This is a genomic window from Aeromonas enterica, assembly GCF_054052465.1.
Genome location: NZ_JBSTYL010000039.1, coordinates 1 through 25,560 on the forward strand (window position 1 = coordinate 1; position 25,560 = coordinate 25,560).

A 25,560-nucleotide genomic window follows, 5' to 3' on the forward strand; every position below is an offset into this window, starting at 1 on the left:
CGTTACGGAAGGGGAGTAAATATCAAAGCGTGTTTGCATGAGGCGCTGGGGCACCCCATGCAACACGTAATTGGGACATAGCCTTTTTTATTTGGTACAGCTTGATGATAAATATCCCAAAGGGGTATGATCCATCGATCAATTATGCTTGAAAACATCCAGTCCTATGAAGTAGGCGGAGTCATGTCGTTGGAAGGCATCAGCATAGATCGCTTTCGTATCATCGAAGAACCGTTCGAGTATGGTCTCGGCCTCTGTTATCTTTGCTTCGAACTTGTCAGGAGTAGCATCAAGCAACGTCATCATCAAACCAATGATATTGGCATAGAAGTAGTTCATAGAGCCAATCAAGACACGGTAAAGATGACAGTCGCGGCTCATCAGTAAATAAAGCAGATAGTCATGATGACGCTGCATCATGGCCAATATTTCGTTGTGCTCGTATCTGACGGTTTGCCAGTCGGTACGGAACTTCTCCACCAACTCTTCAAACAACGGTACATTGAGCGCAGCGTTGAAATCGATGCTGGTCATATCAAAAGGCTGGAAACAGCGTGCCATCAGATCATCAAGCAGGCCGGTTTTATCAAGTTCAGGGCTGCTTACTTCAAGAGACTCGATACGCTGAGGTATGGCGCCTTCAATATAGGCACCATCGCTGCAGTTCAGGCAACGCATATCTGGATGATCTTTCAGTACCCGCGTCATGTTATGGACGGCCAATCCAAACAGATGATTGATGCGCACTTCCTCACCAAAATTACCCGGTGCAGGAAAAGTGTCTTTCAGATCCTCATTATATTTTGCTTCTTTCTTGTCGTTATAATAAAGGCTCAGACTGGAGTGATGTTTGCCAGCAGATTTGTAACCATTATCGATGCCAAATAGATAAACCTGCTTGAAACCCAGCAAGGCTGCATAGTTGAGTCCGGTATTCCCCACAAACGGGTTGGAAAATTCAATGGCCTCATATTCAAAAGCTTGGCCAAATCGGCTGATTAACATGGCAAACATCGGCTCATTGGGTTTGAATGTCAAACCTGTCTTGCGGAAAAATGCCTTGCACTCAGGGTGAATCACATCAACACTGAGAAAAATGGTATCTCTGAGAAAATCATCCGCGTCGAGAATTCGCAGAAAGTCTGCAGAACTCTTGGTGCGCTCTACCGCCACATATATATCAGGCTTGATACCCGCCTTATACAGGGCGCTGACCGCTGTGCCACATGCAATGATGATGGCTTGTTGTTGATGCTGCCTAATGAAATTTATACTCTGATCCAGTGAAGGGCCATTGCCAACCACAAATACCGGCACCTGTTCAGACAGTGACGTATCCCGCTCTCTCTTAAGAAATGGCGTGCCATCCTGCAAGTGACTGTGACTATGAGCCAACGCATAAATATTGTCATCGAAAAAGCCCCAGCCAGTCTTGAGCAAATACAGTTCACTCTCGGCCTTGTGGATCAGGGCATGCAACTTTGGTGAGTGATAATGACAAAATGAGAAATAACTGGCCGACCAGAATGCACCCTTTCGGTGAAGCGCTTCCATCATGTCAGCTACTAGAAGTTGCTCGTCGACGCCAATAAAAAGATGCAGACTGAGCGATTCCTGCTCCATATATCCGAGAAGTTTGTGCCAGTCGAAGCAATAGAGAGAGGCGTAGAACATATCGAGATCTGGTTCAAAGGCAAACAGATTTCGGATCTTGCATTGTTCATACAGATAGCCCAGCTGATAACCCAGACCGATCCCGTACATGAATGACAAGGGAATATCTGCATTCAGTGCTTTGCCAAGCAGCAAGCCCTCGAGAGAGACCTTATCTCTGAGTCCAGAGATGGCATTGTTGTAAGCAATGTGGATCTGCCCTTCCATATACCACTGAGGTACAAAATCGATACATTGCAGCACACTATGCTCGATCACCTCAGCTATCTGGGCTTGTGCTTCGGCAAATGGGTCCTCTCCATACAGCGCAACTTGATCATCTAGCCATAGAATATTTGGAATGCCATTGTCATTGCAGAAAAATCGGAAGGGCCTGGTAGGCTGATAGTCTTTGAAAAATGTATATATTCCCGGCATGTATTTTTCAAAGGCAGCCATATTGAGCTCATGGCGAACAGGCAGTACCTTCAGCATCGCTGCTTCCTGCTCTCTTTGTCTTACAAGACGAGAAAGCTTATATTCAGCATCTTTGATGTTTTTATTAAAGTCCATTCGATATTTAACCTGTATTCAACTTGTAAAGGCCAGCTGCTCGACCAGCCTTGGAAAATTGGCGCAATTCATCTTCTGCCAGATGGGTCATGCTCGCAACCAGCTCATGGATCATTTTAAATTGCAACAGGGCCTGTTGCTGATCAATATTAAGGCTACTATCAACGGGAATTATCTGGAATACACTATCCAAGGCACCAAGATAGTGATCCATTTGCACCTCAGCTGTCGACAAATCATTTCTCTCCAGCAACAGTAACAACTGGCTACCATGGGCCATCAAAGCGGACAATGTGGTATCACTCATTCCGGCCGACCTACTTTTTGCTGAGCTAGCGCCTTGTCACGTTCTTCAACAGGAATCGCATCCCACCCGCTTTTTACGGTCAACATCAGGGTCATCACCTCGTCAACAACGGTGATATCCATGTCACGGCTGGCATCCATCATGCGAGCTTTCATATAGTCATAAAGTGCAAAAAGATCCTCTGGCACCTTGCCATACGAGAGATCCAGTGAATCCTGCAACCCGTTAAGAATGGCCATTGTTTTGGAGATAGATTGGGACTTGTTCTCAAAATCACGACGCTCAATCGCACCACGGGCTTGAGCAAGACGCTCAAGACAGCCCTGCATCAGTAGTTGGATTACACGATAGGGGTCGGCAACAGCCAGCTCTGATTGCAGACTATGAGTGGTATAGGCTTTGATATTTTTCCGATACATATGAAGCACCATTCCTGACTACAAATTAATTGGTATTGAGTAGATTCAAATAGGATGCCGACTTGTTCATCTTGGCCAACATGGTATCCAGACTCCCGTAGCGAGCACGCAGGGTCTCTTGATACTTGGTCAGTTGAGCTGCTACGTCAGATTGCTTGCGATTCACTTCACGCAGATCTGAATTGAGGCTCTCTTCACGTTTGGCAAGCAATCCGCCAGTTTTTGAGTAACTTTCAAGCTGCCCGGCCAACTTGCCTGCCACACCATCCTTGCCACCAAACACGGCAACAACTTGGTCGAAGTTCTTGTCGATCGCCTCATCAAATTTTTCACTATCGAGGGAAAGCACTCCTTTGTTGTCCATCTTGACACCCAACTGGAAGATGGTCGAAAAAGTGGAAGAGTTATTGGAAGGCTCGGTGATCGCACCACTCATCATGTTGACCACGGCGCGTGTCGTGGCATCACCAGCCAAAGCACCGCCATCATTTTGACTGACTCCTGCCACAATCGAGTTGCGTTTGCCAAGGTCACTACTCTTCTTCACCAAGGCGTTATAACCATCGATGAAGCTTTTGACCATGTCCTTGATTCCGCCCTTGTCGGTGGTCACGTCAACCTTGTTCGACTTGTAGGTAGTGGTCACAGTCCCGTCTGCGGCTGTCGTAGTGGTACTGTCTGACTCTTTCAACACTGTGAGTTTGAGTCCGGCAATGGTGCCATCGAATGTATTGGTCGCACTGGTCAACGTGCTGCCGTCAACCTTGATCTGGGCATCTTGTGCAGCTTGTTTTTGAGTCAACTTGGAGACAAGGTTATCGGTCAGCTCAGTGGTATTGCCGGTAATCTGCAGATCCTTGCCAGCTCCACTGATACCAGAGTCGATGACAAGTTTGGACTTGCCATCGGACGTGTTCATGATATTGACGCTAAGACCGAAGTTGTCACCGTCATTATTGATACGCTTGCGAATGGATTGCAGCGTATCCCCCGCCTTGACATCCACATCAAAGGTCTTATCACCGGCCTTGAAGGTCAGGACGCCATCCTGGGTAATAAGAGGGTCGGTGGATTTGTCGAACACACCTTCAAACTTGCTGGTCTTCGCCAATTTTTCGACGGTAATGTCATACTGTCCGTTGGAAGCACTCGCTTTGCTCTCTATCTTGAGCACAGGATTATCCTTGTCCTGGGTGATAGAGATGGCCCGCTTGTTGAAGGCATCATCCTTGGACATCGCCTTGAGCGTGGTCACGAAGGAGGCAATAGCAGATTTCAGCTGCCCAACCCCGGAGAGAGTGATCTGAGTGTTGGTTTTCTTGGTCGTGATTGGTTGCATCAACTGTGCTTGCTTGGCATCAACGCTGGCAGCAATGATTTTCTCCAAATCGAGTCCTGATCCAGCACCTGCAGACGTAATGGTGGTCATACTCACTCTCCTCGTAATTTTGTGTATCAGGTCTCGTTATCAAGCAGCAGCCCGACACGCGATGCACTATCCGCAACACCCCCTTCGCGTAGCTCCTTGATCCGTTTGCTGATAGCTAACAACTCTTCACTCGGGATCTGCCGAATCATTGACTTGGTTTCAGCATCCACGACCTTGATGACGACCTGATCCAGATCTTTTTCGACACTGAAATTAACCGTCCATCCTTGCAACTTGCTAAACTCTTGCAATTTTTGGACCTCATTTTCAATATCAGCCTCAGGCATATCCTGTTTGCCTGTTTTTTCTCCAGCTGATCCCTCTTGTTTCTTCTTTACATCCTGTGCTGTCACCCGCTGCTCTTCTGGCATGCCAGATAGCACTTGAGCGGCCGCTTGGCCGCTCTTGCTACTTGGCTGAAGAGAAGAAGGAGTGACCGATGACGGGATTCCAATTTCATTGGCCATAACGTCGCTCCTCTTTCTATCTCATCACTGCTTGCCTGTTAACCCAGCAGGGACAGTGCAGATTGCGGTCTTTGGTTGGCTTGTGCCAGGATGCTGGAAGCCGCTTGTTGCAGAATATTCTGCTTGGTCATATTGGCTGTTTCAGTCGCAAAGTCCGCATCACGAATACGAGAGCGTGCCGCACTCAGGTTTTCAGAGACGTTGGACTGGTTGCGAATGGTGGAGTCAAAGCGGTTCTGCACCGCACCCAACTCGGCTCGCTTGCTGTCTACCGCCTTAATCATAAAGTCCAAGTTGGCCATAGCCAATTGGGCCCCGCTCGCGGTCTTTATACTGCTCACGCTAGTGGTTGTTGCTGCAGTAGTAGTTTTCGACACGCTATATTTATCGGCTGTAGCAGTAGAAGCAACTGTCGCGCTGCCGCTGGTTGCTGTTGCTATGCCCTTGATACTGAATGCAGATGTCATCTTAAAAGAAATTGTTTGACCTGCATCCGCCCCGACTTGGAAGGTTCCCTTATAGTTACCATCCAGCAACTTCTGCCCACCAAAAGAGGTGTCTTCAGAAATACGATCTATTTCTGTTATCAACTGATCGTATTCTTGTTGCAGCGCCGTACGGTCGTCAGTGTTGTTGGAGCCGTTGGCTGATTGCTGTGCCAGCGTGCGCATGCGTTGCAACATGCTGGTGACTTCATCCATTGCACCTTCTGCCGTTTGAGCGACAGAGATACCATCGTTGGCGTTGCGGTTACCTTGATCCAGGCCGTTGATCTGTGAGGTCAAACGGTTGGAGATCTGCAGACCGGCTGCATCATCCTTGGCAGTGTTGATACGCAGACCGGAGGCCAGTCTGGTATAGGACGTATCCAAGGACTTGTTGGTGTTCATCAGGTTACGCTGGGCGTTCAGTGATGAAGTATTCGTGTTGATGTACATGGCCATAAAATATTCTCCCGAAGAACATGCGACTGCAGGTTGCGCCGCCAAAGCGACGTCCCACCGTTAGAAGAACAGGTTGAACAATCCCGTGTCTTCTGGCGGGTGTCTGTTTGAACGAACAGGTCACCCGCAGTAGTGCAAGCGTTGGATTCCGAACACCCCTCGATTGCTTCACTTTATTTAACGGCCGAATGGACACAAGCTTTAGGAAAATAATTGCCGAAGGCGGCAAGTTTTATCCGGCTGGCGGCAAATCACAGACATCGGAAGACTCGCCATGTGGCGCCGGACACAGCGACGACGTGAACATAGAATAAGTTAGCTTTGGCACGGTTAGTGCTTGGGTATGGACGAGTGACGTCAGTTTGACGGCACAATAAAAAGAGGCCGGAAAATCCGGCCTAAAATGAGCATACGCTCAGGAGAATACGACCAAGAGTGGCAGAACTGAACAGCTGGACAACACTTGGCATTACTAATAGAGAAGTGATTCTCTCCCGATCGAACAGAGTGCAAACCCGAACACCCCTTTGTTCCATCTCTTGACCAGGGCGGCCTGAACAACCGCCCTGTTTTCTTTCGTTAGCCCTGCAACAGCGAGAGAGCAGACTGAGGACGCTGATTCGCCTGAGACAGTATGGTAGATGCCGCCTGTTGCAGAATGTTCTGTTTGGTCATATTGGCTGTTTCAGTCGCAAAATCTGCATCACGGATTCGTGAGCGGGCAGCATTAACGTTCTCGGACACGTTCGCCTGGTTGCGAATAGTCGAGTCGAACCGGTTTTGTACCGCACCCAGCTCGGCACGCTTACTATCCACCACCTTGATCATAAAATCCAAGTTAGCCATGGCCAATTGGGCCCCACTCGCGGTCTTTATACTGCTCACGCTAGTGGTTGTTGCGGCAGTAGCAGTTTTCGTCACGCTATATTTATCGGCTGTAGCAGTAGAAGCAACTGTCGCGCTGCCGCTGGTTGCTGTTGCTATGCCATTGATACTGAACGCAGTTGTCATCTTGAAGGTAATTGTCTGTCCTGCATCCGCACCGACTTGGAAGGTTCCTTCGTATGAACCAGCAAGCAGATTCTGCCCACCAAAAGTGGTATCTTGAGCTACTCGGTCTATTTCAGTTATCAGTTGAGTATATTCTTGCTGCAGCGCGGTACGGTCATCGGTGTTGTTGGAGCCGTTGGCGGACTGTTGTGCCAGAGTACGCATCCGTTGCAGCATGGAGGTGATTTCATCCATGGCGCCTTCAGCAGTCTGGGCGACGGAGATCCCGTCGTTGGCGTTGCGGTTGCCCTGATCCAGACCATTTATCTGGGAGGTCAAACGGTTGGAAATCTGCAAACCGGCTGCATCGTCCTTCGCGCTGTTGATGCGCAGACCGGATGCCAGACGGGTGTAGGATGTATCCAGAGATTTGTTGGTGTTCATCAGGTTACGCTGAGCGTTAAGCGATGAAACGTTAGTATTGATATAAAGACCCATGACCATTCTCCTAAGCTATTAAATTTACTATCTAATTTGCTCGAACTTTATTGTCTTTCATGTCCGATGCGTCTTATTTAACGGCCTCTTTTTCGATGTCTTTAGCATTATTTTTAACGCTTCATCGCATTAACGCCGCTTACCCTATTTATCGGCACATTCTCGCAGGACTTAAGGGAAAAATTCAAAAAGCGCCCCTTATCAGCAGGATGCAGGCACAGACGGAGGACCATGAGAAGCCATACCCCCTTGCCAGCTTCGGCTCCCGCCCCAGGCCAGCAGCCACTTCTCCTCTGCTCAGCCCGCATCCCGCCTGCAAAAACTTGGTCTGGCTCCCACTTTTGCAGGCAGCTATTGGTCAGATACAGGCCCAGCCCCTAAAATCGCGGCCCCATCAACAATTGGACGTGAGTTGTTCTCCATGCAGACACTGGTTGAGCAGATTGTTTACATCAGCGACATGTTTGGTACTGCGGTATTCGCGTTTTCGGGCGTGCTGGTTGCGGGGCGGCTCAGAATGGATGGTTTCGGCGTCATGGTGCTGGCAGCCGTCACCGCCATTGGTGGCGGCACCATACGTGACATGATCCTGGGGGCCACCCCTGTGTTCTGGGTGCGCGATCCCCTCTATATCTGGGTCGTCATCGCCACGGCGCTGATCGGGATGTGGATGGTCAAGCTGCCCCGTCGCATGCCTTGGTATGTGCTGCCGGTAGCGGATGCCTTCGGGTTAGCCCTCTTCACCGTGATCGGCACCCAGAAGGCCCTCAACTTTGGTTCCCCCGGCCTGATTGCCGTGATCATGGGGACCATGACAGGGGTGGCTGGTGGCATGATCCGCGATGTGCTGGCCCGGGAGGTGCCCATGGTGCTGCAAAAGGAGATCTATGCCACCGCCTGCATCCTGGGAGGCATCCTCTATACTCTGGCGCTTGAGGTCAATATGGACAGGGTCACCGCCATGCTCATCTGCATGACGGCCGTGTTCGGTTTGCGGGTTGCCGCCATCTACTGGCACCTGTCACTGCCCACCTTCTCGTTGCAACGCCATTGATATCCAGGCCGGGGGCGCCATGTCGCACTCCCGGCCTCGTTACGTTGAACCAAGCAGGCTTTTCTGTTGTCATAGGATCCAGTCGTTGTAAGCCGGAATCCCTCATGCAAAAACTTGGGCTCATCACTTCCTTGTTACTGATGAATGCGGCAACGGCGCAAGCCGATGCACAGGTACTGTTCGGACGACTGGCTTCTACCCCGGTACAGCAGTTCAACCAGCAGATCCGCCAGGCAAGCACTGCCCAGCAAACCTGGGTCAATGATTATCGTGAAGTGGCGCTGCGTTTCGTCGGCCACAGCGACATACCCAGTCGTATCCAGGCACAACAGCTGGACAACGATCTGGTGCTCTCGGTGGCCCTCGATGGCAACAAGAGCGACATGATCTACATCCTGACCCTGTTTCGCAGCAACAACCTGTGGCAGATGCGGCAAGCCGAAATGGGCTGGCGCTGTCAGGGGCAATCGACCTTTACACCCGTCCCCTGTCCCTGAGCCGCGCACGACGTCAGGATGCAATCAGCGTGAAATAAAAAAATCCGGCACATTGGCCGGATTTTTTTATGGAAAGCGCATGCCGTTACGGGCGGTACACCTTCACATTGTCAAAGCCCTTCTCTTTCAGATAGAGCGCCTGCAGCTTGCTCATCACACCGCGATCGCAGTAGAGCAGGTAGGTCTTCTCTTTTGGCAGATCGCCAAAGGCGGTGGCCAGCTTGAAGAAGGGAAGGTGCTGCACCTCGCGCCCTTCCACCACCAGCGGCTTCTCGTCGCGCTCATCACTGGAGCGGATATCCAGGATCACCTCATCGGCGGCCAGCACTTGCGTGGTCTCCACCTCCTGTACCTCGGCGGCTGTCTCTTCACCGATGCGGCGGATGTCGAGGTAACGGGCCTCGGAGACAACCTTGTCCAGGATGGCGAAGTCAAAGTTGGCCTCTTCCGCCTCTATGTTGGACAGCACAGCCTTGATGGTCGGCTTCTTGGAGATGACGCCGCAATACTCCGGCATGGTCTCGGCAAACTCCAGAGTGCCAATGCGGCGGGCTTCGCTGATGATGTCCGGCTTGTCCCAGGTGATGAGCGGGCGCAGGATCACCTTGTCGGTCACCCGATCGATGACATTGAGGTTGGTAAGGGTCTGACTGGAGACCTGGCCCACGCACTCGCCCGTCACCAGCGCCGGGATCTGGAAGTAGTCGGCCACCTGACCGGCGGCACGCATCATCATTCGCTTGAGCACCACGCCCATCTGGCCGTTGTCGATCTTCTCGAGGATCTCGGCCACCACGGGTTCAAAGTCGATGGCGGTGAAGCGCACCTTGTGAGAGGCACCAAACTTGTTCCACAGGTAGTAGGCCACCTGCTTGACACCGATCTCGTGGGCGGCGCCGCCGAGATTGAAGAAGCAGTAGTGCACCCGGCAACCGCGCTTGATGAACTGGTAGGAGGCCACGCCCGAGTCGAAGCCGCCGGAGAGCAGGCTCAGCACATCTTCCTGGGTCGCCATGGGGAAGCCACCCATGCCGTGGTGAACGGCGCTGATGATGTAGAGCTCGTCATTTTCCACTTCCAGATTGACCTGGATATCGGGCTTCTTCAGACGCACACCGGCGGTTTCGCAATGCTGATTGAGGCCACCGCCCACATAACGCTCCAGCTCCAGCGAGCTGAAGTCGTGCTTGCCAACGCGGCGGGCACGCACGCAGAAGGTCTTGCCTTTCAGACGATCGCCCCAAACGGCGCGGGTCTGCTCGAAGATGTCGTGCAGGTCGGTGAAGTTGCTCAGCTTCACTTCGAGGAAATACTGGATACCAGGAATACAGCTTAGCGTCTCCAGATACTGGGCATGAAACTGATCGTTGCGGGAGCTCACTACCAGCTTGTCCCAATCCATCCGTACGCGGGCGTCTTCGTCGAAGCGGCGCAACACGTTGCGAATGTTGCCCTGCAACATCTTGGTGAAGCGCTGGCGAACTGACTTGCTCTTGATGGTGATTTCCGGGAACAGCTTGATAATGAACTTCATGATTTTGACTCGGGTGGCCTTGATTTAAGGGCGCGAATTATATCAGAACTTTCTGGCCAGCGCCTACTGGATGCGCGTTTGCTCACATTCCCCCACGCAAGGTTTGCGACGCGGCGGCAATCTTGCGTATATTCCCAAGCCTGCACCTTGGCAACCCCCTGACAACAGACTGATCCGATGAAGACCTATATCTACTACCCCGGCATGGAGGTACGCGACGAGCTCTGGCTCAAGTTTGCCCTGCTCTATCTGGAGCGACTCGCCTTCGTCTTTACCGTCAGTGAAAAGAGCGGCCTCACCGACTTGCTCCATACCCTGGAAGAGCAGACCGATCTGCTGGCAGAGCGGCCCGATCCTGGCTTCTTTGCAGACATCACCCCGCAGCTGGAGAGCCAGCTCGGCGGCCTCATCGCTCCGGACTTCACTCGCCACAAGGTCTTTGGCAACAAGGAGCTGATCACTCGCTGGCGCCAAGGCGCCAACCACGACTGCTTCTGCCCGACCCAGGCCGGTCTCGAGCGGCTGCACGGCTTTTGCCTGACTCACGGCTTTGCCACGTCGGATGAGGGGGGGATCAAGATGGCACGGCGCTTTGCCAATCTGCTCTCCATGCGCCTCGCCCGTGAGTGGGCACTCGCCAATGAGGGTGCGCTCATCACGGATCACGACTATCTGGACCGGCTGCTGCACCTGCTCGAATCCCGCTACCACAACCGGGGCGGCCAGGATTGCTTCCACCTCGAGATACCATTGCAAGTGCCCACTCACCTGAGCGAGATCCCGTTTGCCGAGCTGATTGCCCTGCGCGCCCGCAGCGGCTTTCGCCAGCAACTGGCCGAGTTTCATCAGGCCCTCGATACCCTGCTCACCATGCTCTGCAGTGGTTACGCCGACCCGGCGGCCCTGACCCGTTTCGAACGGGCACAACAGGGGCTCAATCAGCTGCTGGGACCAGAGACTCACAGCCTGCCGCTCACCACCCTGGTCAGCACAGGCCTGCCCGCCATGGCAATGATCCACCAGCTCAAAGCGAGCCATCCCAAGAGCAGCCTCATCTTCCATCCCATCAAGAAGAGTCATTTCCACCAGCGCAAGAGCCAGCACTTCTTCACCCGGCTGGGGCAAGTCAAACCCTGAGCCCGCCGGCCGCCAATATGGTCCAACGGGATCAGCTCACAGCCTGATCCCGTCTTGGTGGCATGAGGCGCCGTCAATATTTTGGCGCCCGGTCGGTGCGGATCAGAAATCTCCTCAGGAGGGGTTTTCCAGCCGAAATTCGACTCTGTCGCTGTTGCCTGCCTCATCCACCACCACCAGCTGGTAGCGCCCTGCCTCACTCAGTACCTGATCCCCGTCCCAGCGCAGCCGCTGGCCGTTGAGAAACCAGAACGGCTTGCCCACGCCACCCAGTACCCTGGGTTGCAGGCGATAGCGCTGGCTGCGGATAAGATTCCCCTCCCCCAGCGCCACGATGCGAATGGGTGCCTGCAGATCGGCACTCTGCCCCTCCTCCGCACAACCGCTTGCCAGCAGCGCCTGCCGGCGCTCGCCAGGTGCCCGCCAGGGTTCCAGCGAGAGCGGCCAGAGCGCTCGCCAGCGTGAGTGGGTCGCATCACTGCAGCGCGCCAGGGTGGGGACTTCCTGATCGGTCAGCGCAACCTGGCGCAGCGGTGAGGGCCAGTCCATGGGATCGGGCAAGGTGGGGGGATCCCGCTCATCCAGCAGCCAGGCACGCTGTTGTTGCAGGCAGGCCTCTGGCTGGGTGGCGCTCACCCGCCGCCCGAGCGGCCAGCAGATCCCGCTCTCGCTCACCGTATTGGGTTGCGCCGGCAAGGGGCTGTTGTCGGCCAGCCGCGAGTAGACCGAAAGCAGCAGCGGCACGGCCGCACTCTGGCCATAAAAACCGGGCAAGGGGGTGCCATCCGGTCGCCCCAGCCAGACGCCGAGGGTCCAGCGGCCGGAGACCCCCAGCGCCCAGCTGTCCCGGTAGCCATAGCTGGTGCCCGTCTTCCAAGCGAGTCGATTGACCCGGCCGGTCGCCTCGCTGGCAAAGGGCTGATCCGCCCGCCCCTGCGCACTCAGGATCTGCCAGATGATCCAGGCGGCTCCCGGACTCAGCAAGGGGCGCGAGACCGCCTTTTGTCCCGCCAGCCAGACCGGCATCGCCACCTGCCCCTCGCGGGTCAACGCACTGTAAAGCGCCACCAGCTGCTCCAGCCGAATGCCCGCCGCCCCGAGCGCAATGGCTGGATTGGGTTTGTCCGACAGCGCCAGCCTGACCCCGGCGTTGTCGAGCCGACTGACCAACTTGTCCGGCCCTAGCGCCTCCAGCACCTGCAGCGCCGGCACGTTGAGGGATTGCTGCAACGCCTGAGTGAGGGTTACCGGCCCCTGAAAGGCACCGGTAAAGTTGGCGGGTCGATAGTCAGATCCCAACCTGGGGGCATCGGAGAGCAGGGAGGCGGAGTGAACCAGCCCCTCGTCCATGGCCAGACCATAGATGAAGGGCTTGAGGGTGGAGCCGGGGGAGCGGATCGCCTGCACCATGTCGAGGTAGCCGTGGCGGCGCAGATTGCCATATTCGGCGCTGCCCACGTAGGCGCGCACCGCCATGGTTCTGTTGTCCACCAACAGCAGGGCGGCGGAAGTCTGCTCCGGGAAACGGCGGATATAGCTCTCCACCCGCGCCTCCAACCAGCGCTGCAGATCCCCGTCTATGGTGGTGTGCACCAGCGCCCCCGGTTGGCTGTCGGCGGCGAGGCGGGCAAACAGCGGCGCCTCCATGGGGGTGAAGTGGCCGCGCACCAGCACGGGCTCAATGCGCCCCTCGCGCCACACGGCCTCTGGCCAATCCCCTTGCTGCACCAAGCGCTGCATTACCTTGTCACGGGCGTCGCGGGCGCGATCCGGATGCCTGTCCGGCCGATAACGGCTGGGTGCCTGTGGCAGCACCGCCAACAAGGCGGCCTCGGCATGAGTGAGTTTGGCCGCACTCTTGCCCAGATAGGCAAAGCTGGCTGCCTGCACCCCTTCGAGGTTACCGCCAAACGGCGCCCGGTTGAGGTAGACGGTAAGCAGGGTGCGTTTGTCGTAGTGCCACTCCAGTTGCAGCGCCCGCCCCATCTGGCGCAGCTTGCCGGGCACGCTCCTGTGATAGGGCTCGATGAGGCGGGCCACCTGCATGGTGAGGGTCGAGCCCCCCGAAACAGCCCGCCCATAGCGCAGCCATTGCCATATCCCACGCACCATGGCCACCGGGTTGACCCCGGGATGGCGCCAAAAATAGCGATCCTCGTAGCCCAACAGCGCTTCTATATAACGGGGAGAGACCTGCTCCAGGGTCACGGGATAACGCCACACCCCGCTGGTATCGGCGAAGGCCCGCAGCGGCCGCCCCTTGATGTCGAGCACCACCCGCGCGAAAGCGGGATCCAGTGGTGGCGGCGGGAAGGCGCGATCCAGCGCCAGTAGCGACAGGGCCAGGGTGACAGCCCCCAGCACCGAAAAGCGCAGCCAGCGTGGCAAGCGGCCAAGCCAAGCACGGCAAACGCGGCCACTGTGACCCAGCCTCAGCCAGCCGCGCTGCCAGCGGGTGAGCGGGCGGGCCCGCTCAAGGGAAGGAACATTACTCAGAGATGATCACCTCGTGAATATCCTGCCCGACCGCCCGCAGCTCCGGCCGGTACATATCCTCCACCTGGGTTGGCGGCACCTGATAACGACCCGGGGTCACGGCCCGCATCAGGTAGACCAGCTGCTGATTGCCTCCCTCGCTCAGATCCAGCGCCGCCGTGTAACGATCGTCACGAAACTCCTGATGTTTGAGGTAGTCGTTCCACTCGCTCTGCCACGCCGGTTTGCCCTCTATGCTGAGCTCCTCGAGCTTGAGGCTGGTGCCAAGGGCCGGGTTTTCCAGCTCGAAGCCCGCCGGCAGCATCTCCACCAGCAGGGCGTCGGGCACCGTCTGCTCGCTGCTCACATTGAGCCGCACCACCACCAAATCGCCCACCTTGACCTTGGCGGGATCGAGCGGCTTACCATCGGCATTGAACCAGCTGCGGGTCACGCTCATGCCCTGGCTGATACGCGCAGGCGCCTGTTCCGGGTAGCCGACCAGGGTGCGCTGCACATACAGAGAGCCCTTGCCCTCGTTGGTAACGGCAGTGGCCGCCAGGGCCTCGGGGGCGCCGATCTGCAGGCTGTTTTTACCGGCAACGGGATGATCGCCATTGATTGACACTACCTTGGCCTGCCAGTCGGCGGCCGGGTCGAAGCGGGCGAGTCGCAACAGGGCCAGCCGCTCCTGAGTGCTGAGCCACTGGCGATGGGCCAGAGTGTCAGCCACCCTGGCGCTGAGCGCAGGCCAGCGGTCCTCAGCCAGCCTGTGCTGACGGAGCAGAGATAGCTCGAGGGCTTCATCGCGCAACGGTGAGCCGTAATCCCCCAGATAATCCTCACCGCGCTCGGTCGCCAATGCCCGAGCCAGGGCCTTGGCGGCATTCTGCTCATCCCCCATGGCCGAGAGGGCTAGGGAGAGGTGGAGCAGCGGCAGACCGGAGCGGGCGTGATCCGCCTGCTGCTCCCAGATGAGACGCAGGGTGGCGAGCGGTGCCTTGCCGACCCGTGCCAGCACATAGGCGCTGTAGGCCTGATAGGCCAAGCGGCTATGCTCGGGGGCACTGCTCCAGCGCTCGCCGTACTGACTGTCGGTGAGGTAGCTCTGCAGGCGATTGAGGGCCTGACTCAACATGGCCTCGGGCACGGCGTCACCGGCCTCCTTGCGGGTCAGCAGGTAGTCGGCCGCATAGGCGGTGAGCCACTGCTCCTCGTCGGAGCGACCGTCCCACAGGCCAAAGCCGCCGCTCGGCAGTTGCAACCGTTGCAGCCGTTGCAGCAGGGTGCGCTGGACATCCGCCTCGCTCACCGGCTTGCTCCCCTGCACAGGTTTGGACCAGGCCGCACGCTCATCCGCCGTGGTCAGCAAGTAAGGCCAGGCGCGGGACAGAGTCTGCTCCAGACAGGCGTAGGGGTAATCGGCCAGCGCCTGCCACTGGGCAGCCGGATCCCAAGGGGGCGTACCCGAGAGGCTGAGCAGCCCCTGCAGATTGGCGGGATCCAGCCCGGCCAGTTCGCTCTGGGCAAAACTCATCTGCTGACCAGGGGTCAGCATCTGGTAGCGCTGGCGCGTCTGGGCAGGCCAGGGTGAGCGCAGCGGCAGCGACCAGTCGCGGCTTATCGCAAACCCCTTGCCGCTGGCAGCCAGATGCAGACTCGCCACCCCGCTCGCCCCGGTCACTGTGAGCGGCAGGGTCAGCCACTGCTCCTCGCCGTTTTTAAGCGTCAGCGTCTCGGGCAATTCGCCGCCCGCCTGCAAGCGGCCGGTCAGGGTCCAGACCAGCGACAGGCTCTGATCCTCACCGCTCATGTTGCGCAGCTGCATCAGGGCACGGGTCTCATCCCCGCTGGCCCCAAAGCGCGGCCAGCCAATCTCGGCCACCAGCGGTGCCACGACCTTGACGGCGCGCTCGGCCTCCCCCACCTGCTGCGCGTTCCAGGCCAGCGCCATCAGCGCCAGCTCACCATTGAAGTTGGGCAGATCGAGCGGGATCACCGCCTTGCCACTCTCGTCAAAACTCACCTCACCGCTCCAGAGCGCGGCGATCTCGACCCGGCTCTCCAGTGCACCGCCCTTCTTCAGCGCCGGGGCATCGCCGCCGTAGTTGAGGCGGGCCAGCTTGCCATCCTGCGGCGGTATCACCTGACCGTAGTTGTCGAACAGATCCTGGGCGAAGCGCTTGCGACCAAAGAAGATCTCGAACGGGGAGAGGGGCTGGTAATCGCTGATATTGAGCACGCCCCGATCCACCGCCGCCAATACCACCCGCCCCTGACTGTTGGGGGTGGAGGTGGCGGTTACCTCGAGCCGGGTGAGCGGCACCGCCTTGTCCGGCGCACTCAGGCTGAGCGGCATACGGCGGGCTTCTCTGTCCAGAGTGAGTGGTACCAGGCCGACCGAGCGCAGACTCTGCACACTCTTTTGGCTCACCGGCTTTGACTCGCTGTCAGGGGCGGCGATCTGGGCAGAGATATGCAGATCATGGCGTTGCCACTCCGGGCTGACCGGGATCTCGAACTCGCCGCGTGCCTCTTTTGCGTCGCTACCAACCCCCTTGAGCTCGATGCGCTGCCACCAGCGCAGGCCATCGCCATCTTCCACCAGCAGCAGCCCCTTGCCGGGACGCGGTGCAACCAGAGTCACTTTTGCCTTGTCGCCGGCCTGATAGGCGCGCTTGTCGAGGCTGATGGCAATCTTGTCAGGCCGCGCCTGCTCGCCACCGCCGCCCCAGGCGTAACTGCCGATCTCGACCCGCAGGCTGGATTGATGGCCCTGACTGTTCTCCACTTCCAATCGATACCAGCCCGCCGCCAGTTGCAGCGTGAGCGGGGTCGGCCCCTTGCCATCCAGCTGCAGGGTCTGCACCTGCTCCAGATAGGGCTGGCTGTTGAACTCGTACTTCCACCCCTCCCCATCGGCGTAGTGCCAGTAGTAGTCGCGGTACTCGTTGATAAGGCGCACTTTCACCGTCCCCGCCACCGGTTGGCCTTGCTCATCGAGGTTGAGGATCTGGAAGGGCAGCGGTTTGCCCCCTTCCACCCTGTCCGCCACGAAATCGGCTCTGAGGGCGGGCCACTGGCTGCCCGCCGGCCAGCCGTATTGGGTGCGACTGCGATTGACGGCGCGACCGCCGGGCTCGGACAGCGACACCCGATAGGCCACCTCCAGCGGCCCGAGGGCACTCACGCCATCAAGCTCATTCACCAGCGAGAATGTCCCCTGTCCCTGTTCATTCAGAGTGATATTGAGGGGCTCCGGCTCTTTGGCCTGCTCGGCGAGCAGCACGTCCCCCAGGGTGAACGCCTGCCACTGGGTAAAGGGCATGGTGGCGCGGCTGATTTTCACCTCCGCCTTCGCCTTGGTGGCGCTCGCCGGTGCGCCGTAGAGATAATCCCCCTGCAACGGCAGGGTGAGCGCCTCTTGCAGGGCCAACAATTCACCATCCGGTCCCTTGCCAAGTTGCAGCTTGAGCCGCTCCGGCAGGAACTCCTCCACCAGGAAAGGCCATTCGAAGCGGCTGCCGGCGGCAGTTTTCAGGTTGATGGTCCAACGCCCGAGCGGCGCGTCATCCGGCAGGCGCAGGCCGTAGTGGGCGGCCCCCAAGCTATCCGGCAGCAGCCGCTTCTGTTCGAGCAGCTGGCCGTCCGGCTGTTTCACCTCCAGCTCCACCGCCATGCCGGGCAGCAGTTGGCCATCCTGCCCCTTGAGCAGGATCTCGCTGTCGAGCCGCTCGCCGGGGCGATAAAGATCGCGTCCGCTGAACAGATAGAGCTGCTGAGCCTGCCAGGGCTGGGTGCCGAGATCGAAGGCGGCGAGATCCAGCGCGGCGCCATCGAGGCGCAACACAGCCAGATGCTTGCCCTGCTCTGCCAGCAGCAGGCGAGCGCCCTGTACCTGGTCGAAGCGGCGATGGCCCTGAGGATCACTGGTCTGCACCTGCAGCCGGTTGCCCTTCTCGTCGAGCAGGGAGAACTGCACCTCCTTGAGGGGATCCGCACTCGCCAGCGAGCTGACAAATACCTCCAGCTGATCCCGGTAACGGCGGGCACTGAGCCCCATGTCACTCACCGCGAAATAGGTGGTCTCCTTGCGCCAGTCGTAGTTGCCAAGGGGGGACATGACGGCGAAGTAGACACCAGCCTCGGCCAGCTGCGGCTCCTTGACGTTAATGAGGCGGGCCTCGCGCCGGTTGGCATCGAGTTCCAGCGCATAGCGGCCGCTGAACACCCGTTTGGCACGGCTGGTGATCTGTTCGAGCTCCCAGTTGCCCATGCCGGCGCCAGGTCTGTACTCGGCCAAAAAGCGTGGCAGATACTCGGCATCGACCCGGAAGAAGTCGATATTGACCTCATCCACATTCACCGCGCTGATGGGCAGGCGCAGCTCCTGGCGCAACGGCAACACCATGCCGCTGGCGGTAAACGAGGCCCCCGCCTCCAACGGCCGGGTCTTGAGGGTCCAGCGCTGTGGATCCGGGCCCAGGCCCGATTTGAGGGTCACCTCGTAGCTTTTGTCGGGCGCGACCTGCGGGAAGTAGAGGGTGCGGCCATCCTCGGCCAGGATCCACTCCCCCTGCACCTGCTTGCCCCCCTCATTCACCACCAGCCAGCTCTGCCAGTTCGCCCTCGGCACCAACGGGCCTGAGAAGACCAGCGCCAGCGCCGGGGCGTCTCTATATTGGCGGGCATTGGCCTGCACCACAGAGTCAGGTGCTCCAGTCTCCTGCTGTGCAGCCGGTTCTGTGCTCGGGGCCCTGGTCTCGGGCTTGTCGGGGCCACAGCCAGCCAGCAGCAGAGCAGTGAGCCCCGACAGCAGCAGAGCAGGCCAGCGGCGATGATTCAGAGAGAGCACTCCATGAGCAGAGCAACGGGAAAATGGACGAGAGTCAAAGAGGTGCATAGGTTCCATCCCGGATTGGATCGCTGCCACAGCAGCGCGATAGGCAACAGGATAAGACATCCGACTCGCTTGACACAAAACTCATTGCAAAATGTCGGGCACAGATTTCCGCCAGACAGACAGCAAAACGCCGACCCTGGGGTCGGCGTTTTGCGTGTCGGTGAGGCCCTTATTCCATCACCGCCATCTGCCAGGTTTTAAAGCCGCCGGAGAGGTTCTTCACCTTGAAGCCGTGCTGGCTGAGCAGGCGGCAGGCCACGTGACCGCGCAAACCCACCTGACAACTGATGAGCAGCTCTTTATCCCTGGGCAGTTCATCCAGCCGGCCGCGCAGTTCATCGAGAGGGATGTGCAGGGCACCCGGGATGCGACCCAGCTTGTCGAGCTCGGGGCCATTGCGCACATCCAGCACCTGTTGATGAGGATGACGGGCCTGCACCTCGGCGGCGTGGCAGAGCAGGGTATCCCCCTTCAAGTGGTTGCTCGCCACGAAACCCGCCATGTTGATCACATCCTTGGCCGAGCCGAACGGCGGCGCATAGGTGAGCTCCAGATCCTGCAGATCAAACACGCTGAGCCCGGCGCGCTGGGCCACCGCCAGCACGTCGATGCGCTTGTCGACCCCGTCCTTGCCGATGGCCTGGGCGCCGTAGATCTTGCCATCGGGGGCAAACAGCAGCTTGAGGCTGACCGGGTGGGCGCCCGGGTAGTAACCGGCGTGACTGCCCGGATGCACATAGGCCTTCTCGAACGGCAACCCCAGCTGCAGCAACCGTTTCTCGTTGAGACCCGTGCTGGCCACCGCCAGGTCGAACAGCTTGCAGATGGCGGTGCCCTGAGTCTTCTTGTAGGTTTCAGCCCGGCCCAGCATGTTGTCGGCGGCGATGCGCCCCTGCCGGTTGGCCGGGCCCGCCAGCGGGATCAGCACGGACTCGCCGGTGACGAAATCGATCTCTTCCACCGCGTCCCCCACCGCATAGACGAAGGGATCCGAGGTGCGCATGCCGGCATCCACCTTGATGCCGCCGCGCGGCCCCAGCTCAAGCCCCGCCTTGGCGGCGAGCAGGGTTTCGGGCTTGACGCCGATAGCCAGGATCAGCAGGCCGGTGTCGAGCCGGGTGCCGTCACTCAGGGTCAGCCGCAAGCCGGTGCTGGCCGGTTGCTCCGGCGGCCCGTCCAGGCGCTCGATGGCAGAGAGGCCGGTACGCAGCCGCAGGTCGATCCCCTCTTCGCGGATGCGGGCATGGAGCATGTTGGCCATCTCTCTGTCCACCGGTGCCATCGCCTGATCGGAGAGCTCCAGCAGGGTGACATCCAGCTTGCGCTGGTGCAGTGCCTCCATCATCTCCAGCCCGATGAAGCCGCCCCCCACTACAGTGACGTGGTGCGGATTATCGCGTTGAAGGGTCGCCAGTATGCGGTCCATGTCGGGAATGTTGCGCAGGGTATGCACACCCGGGCTGTCGATGCCGGGGAAAGGCGGTCGAATGGGCGCCGCCCCCGGGCTCAGCAACAACACGTCATAAGATTCGCGCCGCTCTTCACCGGTGAGCAGATTGCGCACCAAGAGTGTCTTGCCGGCCATGTCGATGTCGATCACATCGTGGAAGACCCGCACATCCACATTGAAACGGCGCTTGAAGCTCTGCGGCGTCTGCAGCAGCAGGGCCGAACGGTCCTGAATGTCGCCACCGATATGATAAGGCAGGCCGCAGTTGGCGAAGCTGACAAACTCGCCCCGCTCGAACATCACAATCTCGGCCGTTTCGCTCAGGCGGCGGGCTCGGGCCGCTGCAGAGGCACCACCCGCTACACCGCCTACAATCAGGATCCGTTTCATCAGCAAGACTCCGGTTAACAACAGATTGCCATTAAATTAGTATTTTCTAATTTAGATTTCAATGAAATTTTGTTTGCGCCAATTTTGCAGTATTCTTGCCACCCGACAGTTGTTCAACAGGATGCAGCCAGTTCATGTCGTCTACCGCGCTCAGTCACCTTCCCCCTGCCAGCCAGAGCCCTCTGTTCTTTCGTCTGGATGTGCGCAGTCAACGGCTGGTCGCCCTGACCGATGTGATGCAAACCCCGCTCTACTGGCTGGATGAACCGAGAAGTGCCTGGCCCGCCCAGTTGCCCGATGCCCTGCGCCTGCCCATAGAACAAGCCCTTGCCAGCGGCCTGGGTGGCAAGCTGGTGCTGCGTTTCGCCGGCCAGCAGTGGCACATAGCCCTCTCCCACGAGCAGGATGCCTTCTGGCTCATCTGCCTGCAGACCCTGCGTCAGGAGCCCATCGCCGATCTGGCGTTGCAACTGCCACGCCTGAGCCAGATGGCCAGCCAGCAGCAGTTTGCGGCCATGCTGGAGGCCCTCAAGGAGAGCCTGGGCGCCGATCGCCTCATTCTTTGGCACTATCAGGCCAACGGCTCGCTCGGCAGCGAGCAGCTGACCCCTGTCTTTGCCCTCGGCGCCGAGGGGCTCTCGGCTATTCGGGGCGACAGTCGCTACATACGCGCCCTGCGCAACCGCAAGTCTTTGAGTTTTTCCGAAGCCGCGCACCAGCCCATGCTGAGCCAGCACTACTACTTGGCCAATGCCGGTGTGAACTCGCGTCTCGACGGCGCATTGCTGGAGCAGGAAAAGCTCATCGGCGTGCTGAGCCTCGAGTACCTCAACGCCACCCCCCTCAGCGAGGAGATGTTGCAACTGGTGCGTCACAGCGCCCAGCTGCTCGGCCACTGGCAACCGGAACCCGAGCCCCTGATCACCCCAGTGCTGGCCCTGCCAACCGAGTTGACCCTGCTGACCGGCATCGCCTATTGCCGCGCTCTGGTGCGCTGGGGCATGAGTGTCAGCGGCGCGCGCATCGGCTGGATCGGCGAGTACCAGCCTCGCGGCCAAGAGCTGTGGATGATCCCGCGCTGCGTGCTGGACGGCGAGACCTTCTCCATCCTCAAGCCCATCCAGATGGATCCAGGTCCAGGCCAGGAGCTGTTCCAGCACGGTCAGGCTGTCTATGTGGAAAATCTGTCCCTGCGCTATCCCCAGGCCACCCAGTTGCTGGCCCTCAACGCCCGGGCCTATGTCGGCATTCCGCTGCACGGGCCGAGCGGCTCCCCCATGGGCCAGCTCACCCTGTTGCTCGACGAGCCGCTGGCAGATCCCATGCCCCTGCTCGATGCCCTCAGCAGCCAGCACGAGCGTGCCGCCATCGAGCTGCAGCGGCTCGCCGCTGACGACGCCCTGCGCCTGGCGGAAGTAGCCTTCAACACCCACGACGGTCTGCTGGTGATGGATCACAAGGGGATCATCCTCAAGGTCAACCGCTCCTTCGGTCGCATCACCGGCTTCGGCGATGATGCGATGATCGGCCAGCATATCGTCAGGCTGAGGCCCACCTATTACGGCGATCACCTGAAAGAGGATGTCAGACGGGCGGTGAATGCGCAGGAGTTCTGGATGGGCGAAGAGCGCTGCCTGCACCAGGATGGCCATCTCTTCCCGGTGCGGCTGATGGTGAGCGGTGTCAAGGATGAGCAAGGCGAGCTCAGCCACTACGTCTGCAGCTTCTACGACATCAGCAAGGAGAAAGAGGCGGCACGCCACATTGAACAGCTCGCCTATTACGACGATCTGTGCGGCCTCTACAACCGGCGCAGCCTCAACGACATCATGCAGCGCACCCTGCAGGCGCCCAGTGGCCAGTGGGGCGCCCTGTTGCTGGTGGATCTGGACAACTTCAAATCGATCAACGACTCCCTCGGCCACGCCTGCGGCGATCTGCTGCTGCAAGCCGTGGTGGAGCGGCTCAAGGGGTTGCCCCAGGACAACCTGGTGCTGGCCCGCATCTCGGGGGACGAGTTCGCCCTGCTGTTTACCGCCCTGGGTCAGGGCTATGTCACCGCCAAGATCCTGGCCGAACACTTCGCCCGCGAGCTGATGGGGCTGTTTCGCACCCCGTTCGACATAGAAGATCACAAGCTGCACTGCAGCGCCTCCGTGGGGATCAGCCTCTTCTCCAACGAGGACCAGGATCATCTGACGCTGATGCAGCAGGCCGATACCGCCACTCACATGGCCAAGCGCGCCGGCCAGGGCAACTACGTGTTCTTCAGCGAAGCCATGGCAGACAAAGAGAAAAGCAAACTGGCCCTCAACAACCAGCTGCGCGATGCCTTGCGCCACCATGAGTTGCAACTCCACTACCAGCCGCAATACCGGGTGGACAACGGTGCACTGTCAGGGATCGAGGCACTGCTGCGCTGGCAGCGCAGCGACGGCACCATGGTGCCGCCAGCGGAGTTCATCCCCATCGCCGAGGAGACCAGCCTCATCCAGGACATTGGTTACTGGGTAATGAAGACCGCCTGTGCCCAGTACAGCTTCTGGCTCAACCGCGGGCTCGCCATTCCTCATCTGTCGGTCAACGTCAGCGCCCGCCAGTTTCACACAGTGGGATTCGTGCAGCAGGTGGAGTACATATTGCGCGACACCGGCGTCCCCCCTTCCCGCCTGCTGCTGGAGGTCACCGAATCCGTGGTGCTGGAAAACCGGCTGGAGAGCATCGCCAGAATGCGGCAACTCAAGGAACTCGGCATCCTCATTTCCATCGACGATTTCGGTACCGGCTACTCGTCACTCGCCTACCTGCGGGATCTGCCGGCGGACGAGGTGAAACTCGACAGAAGCTTCATTCAGACTCTGGTACACAGCGAACAGGACAAGGCCATCGTCAAGGCGATCCTGGATTTGGCCAAGGTTTTCCGCTTTACCGTGACCGCCGAAGGGGTGGAGGATGAGGAGCAGCTCGCCATCCTCAAAACGCTGGGATGCCAGCATTATCAAGGCTTCCTGACCAGTCGACCACTCACTGTCAGGGCCCTGGAAAGCCTGCTGAGTTCGCCCCGGCCGGGCTAAACATGTAGGATTTATAGGGCTTTATGTAATAAAATCACGACCTGCTCGAATCGTTGGAGTTGTCTATGTCTGTCATTAATCGGATCCCTGCTGTCGAAACCAGCGGTACGACCGCTGAAACCAGCACGTCCGGGGTCGTTGGCCGGATCCATTCCGTTGAAACCTGCGGCACTGTCGATGGTCCCGGCATACGGTTTATCGTATTCATGCAAGGCTGCCTGATGCGCTGCAAGTACTGCCACAACCGGGACACCTGGGACACCCAGGGTGGCCGTGAAGTGACGGTGCCGGAGTTGATGAGCGACATCACCAGCTATCGCCACTTCATGAATGCCTCCGGCGGTGGCGTGACCGCCTCGGGTGGTGAAGCCATGTTGCAACAAAACTTCATCGCCGAACTGTTCGCCGCCTGCAAGGAGAAAGGCATACACACCTGTCTCGATACCAACGGCTTCGTGCGTCACTACGACGAACAGCTCGACAAGGTGCTCGACAACACGGATCTGGTGCTGCTCGACATCAAACAGATCAATGACGAAAAGCACATACCGCTCACCCATGTCAGCAACAAATACACTCTGGAGTTCGCCCGCTATCTGGCTGCCAAGGGCAAGACCATGTGGATCCGCTACGTGGTGGTGCCAACCTGGTCAGACGATGACGAGAGCGCCGAAGGGCTGGGGCAGTTCATCGCCGAGCTGGGTGATTGCGTCGAGAAAGTGGAGCTGCTGCCCTACCACGAGCTGGGCAAGCACAAGTGGGACGTACTGGGCGAGAACTATGATCTGACCGGGATCAAGCCCCCCAGCAAGGAGACCATGGACCGGGTTCAGGGCATCCTCAGCAAGTATCACAAGCTCGTCAAATACTGATTGTTAAAGCAGGGCTGGCAGGGAATACGCCAGCCCTTGTTATTTTATCCGTCACCCCTGCTCGCTCAGTACGCCATCACATGACAAGGACATGCCATGAGTGAAGGACAAGCCGCAGCCCTCCTGCTCTGGCTATTGCTGCTTCTATTCAGCCTGCGCGGCAGGCTGCTGCGAACCCTGCTTGCCCAACCACTCTATCAGCACCTCTGCCTTGGCGGCGCCATAGCGCTGGTGCCGCTCTGGACCTTGCGTGCCGGCCTGCACGAGGGGCTGGACGTGCACTTTCTCGGCCTCACCAGCCTGACCCTGCTGCTGGGATGGCGTCTCGCCTTGCTTGCCCCCTGCCTGACACTGCTGGTGCTCGGTTACTTCGATGTCATCAAGCTCGCCGACATCGGCTGGCAGGCGCTGATCGGTGTCGCTCTGCCCGTGGCCACCAGTTGGTTGCTGTTTCTGGCCAGCTGGGCCTGGATGCCCCGCCACCTGTTCGTCTATCTGTTCGTGGTCGCCTTTCTCGGTGGAGCTCTCAGCATTTCGGTCAAAGTGATCGCCAGCGCCCTGCTGATGGGCATGAGCGGTACCTATCCATGGCACACCATCAGCGCCGACTATCTCTCCATCTGGCCGCTGCTGCTTTTCCCCGAAGCCCTGCTTAACGGCATGACCATGACACTGCTCGCCGTCTACCACCCCCACTGGGTCAATACCTTCTTCGATAGGGAATACTTGGGCCGCTGAACGGCTTGAACCACAAAAAGCCCGTCTCGATGACGGGCTTTTTTAGGCTCTGTCCCAATTACGTATTGAAAGGCTAATCTTGAAGTAGGCCATCTCCTTGAGGTCTACCATCATGGATACCCCTGCCTTTCAACACCTGTTGTCCCTCTTTCCCCA

At 58.4% G+C, this 25,560-nt stretch carries 17 protein-coding genes; 6 read left to right on the forward strand and 11 right to left on the reverse strand.

All coding sequences use genetic code 11. The annotated features are described in order from the left end of the window. Positions 1–138 precede the first annotated feature (138 nt). From ACW5XD_RS22735 to flaA, 7 genes are all read right to left on the reverse strand, one after another. Positions 139–2,226 carry a motility associated factor glycosyltransferase family protein gene (locus ACW5XD_RS22735; RefSeq protein ID WP_456496854.1) on the reverse strand — a complete coding sequence of 696 codons (2,088 nt, stop codon included), beginning with the start codon at positions 2,224–2,226 and terminating at the stop codon, positions 139–141. A gap of 7 nt (positions 2,227–2,233) precedes the next feature. Then, complete coding sequence (locus ACW5XD_RS22740) at positions 2,234–2,533, reverse strand: hypothetical protein (protein ID WP_456496855.1); 300 nt, start codon at positions 2,531–2,533, stop codon at positions 2,234–2,236. After that, on the reverse strand, positions 2,530–2,952 hold the full coding sequence (gene fliS, locus ACW5XD_RS22745; RefSeq protein WP_456496856.1) for a flagellar export chaperone FliS: 423 nt from the start codon (positions 2,950–2,952) through the stop codon (positions 2,530–2,532). The genes ACW5XD_RS22740 and fliS overlap by 4 nt, the downstream gene beginning before the upstream one ends. A 25-nt stretch (positions 2,953–2,977) precedes the next feature. After that, complete coding sequence (gene fliD / locus ACW5XD_RS22750; RefSeq protein WP_456496857.1) at positions 2,978–4,381, reverse strand: flagellar filament capping protein FliD; 1,404 nt, start codon at positions 4,379–4,381, stop codon at positions 2,978–2,980. A 26-nt stretch (positions 4,382–4,407) separates the two neighbouring features. After that, positions 4,408–4,848 (reverse strand): flagellar protein FlaG, encoded by a 441-nt coding sequence (locus ACW5XD_RS22755; protein ID WP_456496858.1) that lies wholly within the window; start codon positions 4,846–4,848, stop codon positions 4,408–4,410. 38 nt (positions 4,849–4,886) lie between these two features. Further along, complete coding sequence (gene flaB / locus ACW5XD_RS22760; protein ID WP_456496859.1) at positions 4,887–5,792, reverse strand: flagellin B; 906 nt, start codon at positions 5,790–5,792, stop codon at positions 4,887–4,889. 579 nt (positions 5,793–6,371) lie between these two features. Further along, positions 6,372–7,280 carry a flagellin A gene (flaA, locus tag ACW5XD_RS22765; RefSeq protein ID WP_456496860.1) on the reverse strand — a complete coding sequence of 303 codons (909 nt, stop codon included), beginning with the start codon at positions 7,278–7,280 and terminating at the stop codon, positions 6,372–6,374. A 421-nt stretch (positions 7,281–7,701) separates the two neighbouring features. Between flaA and ACW5XD_RS22770 the strand changes: the two genes are divergently transcribed. Together ACW5XD_RS22770 and ACW5XD_RS22775 are read left to right on the forward strand one after the other, a co-directional pair. Beyond that, entirely contained in the window at positions 7,702–8,334 is a 633-nt protein-coding gene (locus ACW5XD_RS22770) for a trimeric intracellular cation channel family protein (RefSeq protein ID WP_042865810.1), read from the forward strand. A 104-nt stretch (positions 8,335–8,438) separates the two neighbouring features. Beyond that, a complete protein-coding gene (locus tag ACW5XD_RS22775; RefSeq protein ID WP_456496861.1) occupies positions 8,439–8,831 on the forward strand; it encodes a hypothetical protein in 393 nt (130 codons plus the stop codon). Positions 8,832–8,916: 85 nt separating this feature from the next. On the opposite strand, the gene thiI is transcribed toward ACW5XD_RS22775, so the two are convergent. Continuing rightward, a complete protein-coding gene (gene thiI, locus ACW5XD_RS22780; protein WP_456496862.1) occupies positions 8,917–10,365 on the reverse strand; it encodes a tRNA uracil 4-sulfurtransferase ThiI in 1,449 nt (482 codons plus the stop codon). 177 nt (positions 10,366–10,542) lie between these two features. On the opposite strand from thiI, the gene ACW5XD_RS22785 reads away from it, so the two are divergent. Then, positions 10,543–11,502 (forward strand): hypothetical protein, encoded by a 960-nt coding sequence (locus ACW5XD_RS22785; protein WP_456496863.1) that lies wholly within the window; start codon positions 10,543–10,545, stop codon positions 11,500–11,502. 114 nt (positions 11,503–11,616) lie between these two features. Here ACW5XD_RS22785 and pbpC read toward each other — a convergent pair whose 3' ends face one another. The 3 genes from pbpC to ACW5XD_RS22800 all read right to left on the reverse strand — a co-directional run bounded on the left by pbpC (position 11,617) and on the right by ACW5XD_RS22800 (position 20,720). Continuing rightward, positions 11,617–13,938, reverse strand: coding sequence for a penicillin-binding protein 1C (gene pbpC / locus ACW5XD_RS22790; RefSeq protein WP_456496869.1), 2,322 nt, complete (start codon positions 13,936–13,938; stop codon positions 11,617–11,619). 52 nt (positions 13,939–13,990) lie between these two features. Next, positions 13,991–18,880, reverse strand: a complete 4,890-nt coding sequence (locus ACW5XD_RS22795; RefSeq protein ID WP_456496864.1) for an alpha-2-macroglobulin family protein — start codon at positions 18,878–18,880, stop codon at positions 13,991–13,993. A gap of 169 nt (positions 18,881–19,049) precedes the next feature. Then, entirely contained in the window at positions 19,050–20,720 is a 1,671-nt protein-coding gene (locus tag ACW5XD_RS22800; protein WP_456496865.1) for an FAD-dependent oxidoreductase, read from the reverse strand. 134 nt (positions 20,721–20,854) lie between these two features. On the opposite strand from ACW5XD_RS22800, the gene ACW5XD_RS22805 reads away from it, so the two are divergent. From ACW5XD_RS22805 to ACW5XD_RS22815, 3 genes are all read left to right on the forward strand, one after another. Then, positions 20,855–23,794, forward strand: coding sequence for a sensor domain-containing phosphodiesterase (locus ACW5XD_RS22805; RefSeq protein ID WP_456496866.1), 2,940 nt, complete (start codon positions 20,855–20,857; stop codon positions 23,792–23,794). Between the two features lie 65 nt (positions 23,795–23,859). Continuing rightward, positions 23,860–24,666, forward strand: coding sequence for a pyruvate formate lyase 1-activating protein (gene pflA, locus ACW5XD_RS22810; protein WP_456496867.1), 807 nt, complete (start codon positions 23,860–23,862; stop codon positions 24,664–24,666). Between the two features lie 96 nt (positions 24,667–24,762). Then, a complete protein-coding gene (locus ACW5XD_RS22815; RefSeq protein WP_456496868.1) occupies positions 24,763–25,404 on the forward strand; it encodes an energy-coupling factor ABC transporter permease in 642 nt (213 codons plus the stop codon). The last annotated feature ends 156 nt before the right edge of the window (positions 25,405–25,560 follow it).

Bases quoted from the DNA above. Each gene is read 5' to 3' on its own strand.
- ACW5XD_RS22775 (WP_456496861.1), top strand. From the start codon at position 8,439: ATGCAAAAACTTGGGCTCATCACTTCCTTGTTACTGATGAATGCGGCA.
- pflA (WP_456496867.1), top strand. From the start codon at position 23,860: ATGTCTGTCATTAATCGGATCCCTGCTGTCGAAACCAGCGGTACGACC.
- ACW5XD_RS22785 (WP_456496863.1), top strand. From the start codon at position 10,543: ATGAAGACCTATATCTACTACCCCGGCATGGAGGTACGCGACGAGCTC.
- ACW5XD_RS22735 (WP_456496854.1), bottom strand. From the start codon at position 2,226: ATGGACTTTAATAAAAACATCAAAGATGCTGAATATAAGCTTTCTCGT.
- ACW5XD_RS22795 (WP_456496864.1), bottom strand. From the start codon at position 18,880: ATGCACCTCTTTGACTCTCGTCCATTTTCCCGTTGCTCTGCTCATGGA.
- ACW5XD_RS22770 (WP_042865810.1), top strand. From the start codon at position 7,702: ATGCAGACACTGGTTGAGCAGATTGTTTACATCAGCGACATGTTTGGT.
- ACW5XD_RS22800 (WP_456496865.1), bottom strand. From the start codon at position 20,720: ATGAAACGGATCCTGATTGTAGGCGGTGTAGCGGGTGGTGCCTCTGCA.
- ACW5XD_RS22805 (WP_456496866.1), top strand. From the start codon at position 20,855: ATGTCGTCTACCGCGCTCAGTCACCTTCCCCCTGCCAGCCAGAGCCCT.
- ACW5XD_RS22815 (WP_456496868.1), top strand. From the start codon at position 24,763: ATGAGTGAAGGACAAGCCGCAGCCCTCCTGCTCTGGCTATTGCTGCTT.
- ACW5XD_RS22740 (WP_456496855.1), bottom strand. From the start codon at position 2,533: ATGAGTGATACCACATTGTCCGCTTTGATGGCCCATGGTAGCCAGTTG.
- fliS (WP_456496856.1), bottom strand. From the start codon at position 2,952: ATGTATCGGAAAAATATCAAAGCCTATACCACTCATAGTCTGCAATCA.
- fliD (WP_456496857.1), bottom strand. From the start codon at position 4,381: ATGACCACCATTACGTCTGCAGGTGCTGGATCAGGACTCGATTTGGAG.
- flaB (WP_456496859.1), bottom strand. From the start codon at position 5,792: ATGGCCATGTACATCAACACGAATACTTCATCACTGAACGCCCAGCGT.
- flaA (WP_456496860.1), bottom strand. From the start codon at position 7,280: ATGGGTCTTTATATCAATACTAACGTTTCATCGCTTAACGCTCAGCGT.
- ACW5XD_RS22755 (WP_456496858.1), bottom strand. From the start codon at position 4,848: ATGGCCAATGAAATTGGAATCCCGTCATCGGTCACTCCTTCTTCTCTT.
- thiI (WP_456496862.1), bottom strand. From the start codon at position 10,365: ATGAAGTTCATTATCAAGCTGTTCCCGGAAATCACCATCAAGAGCAAG.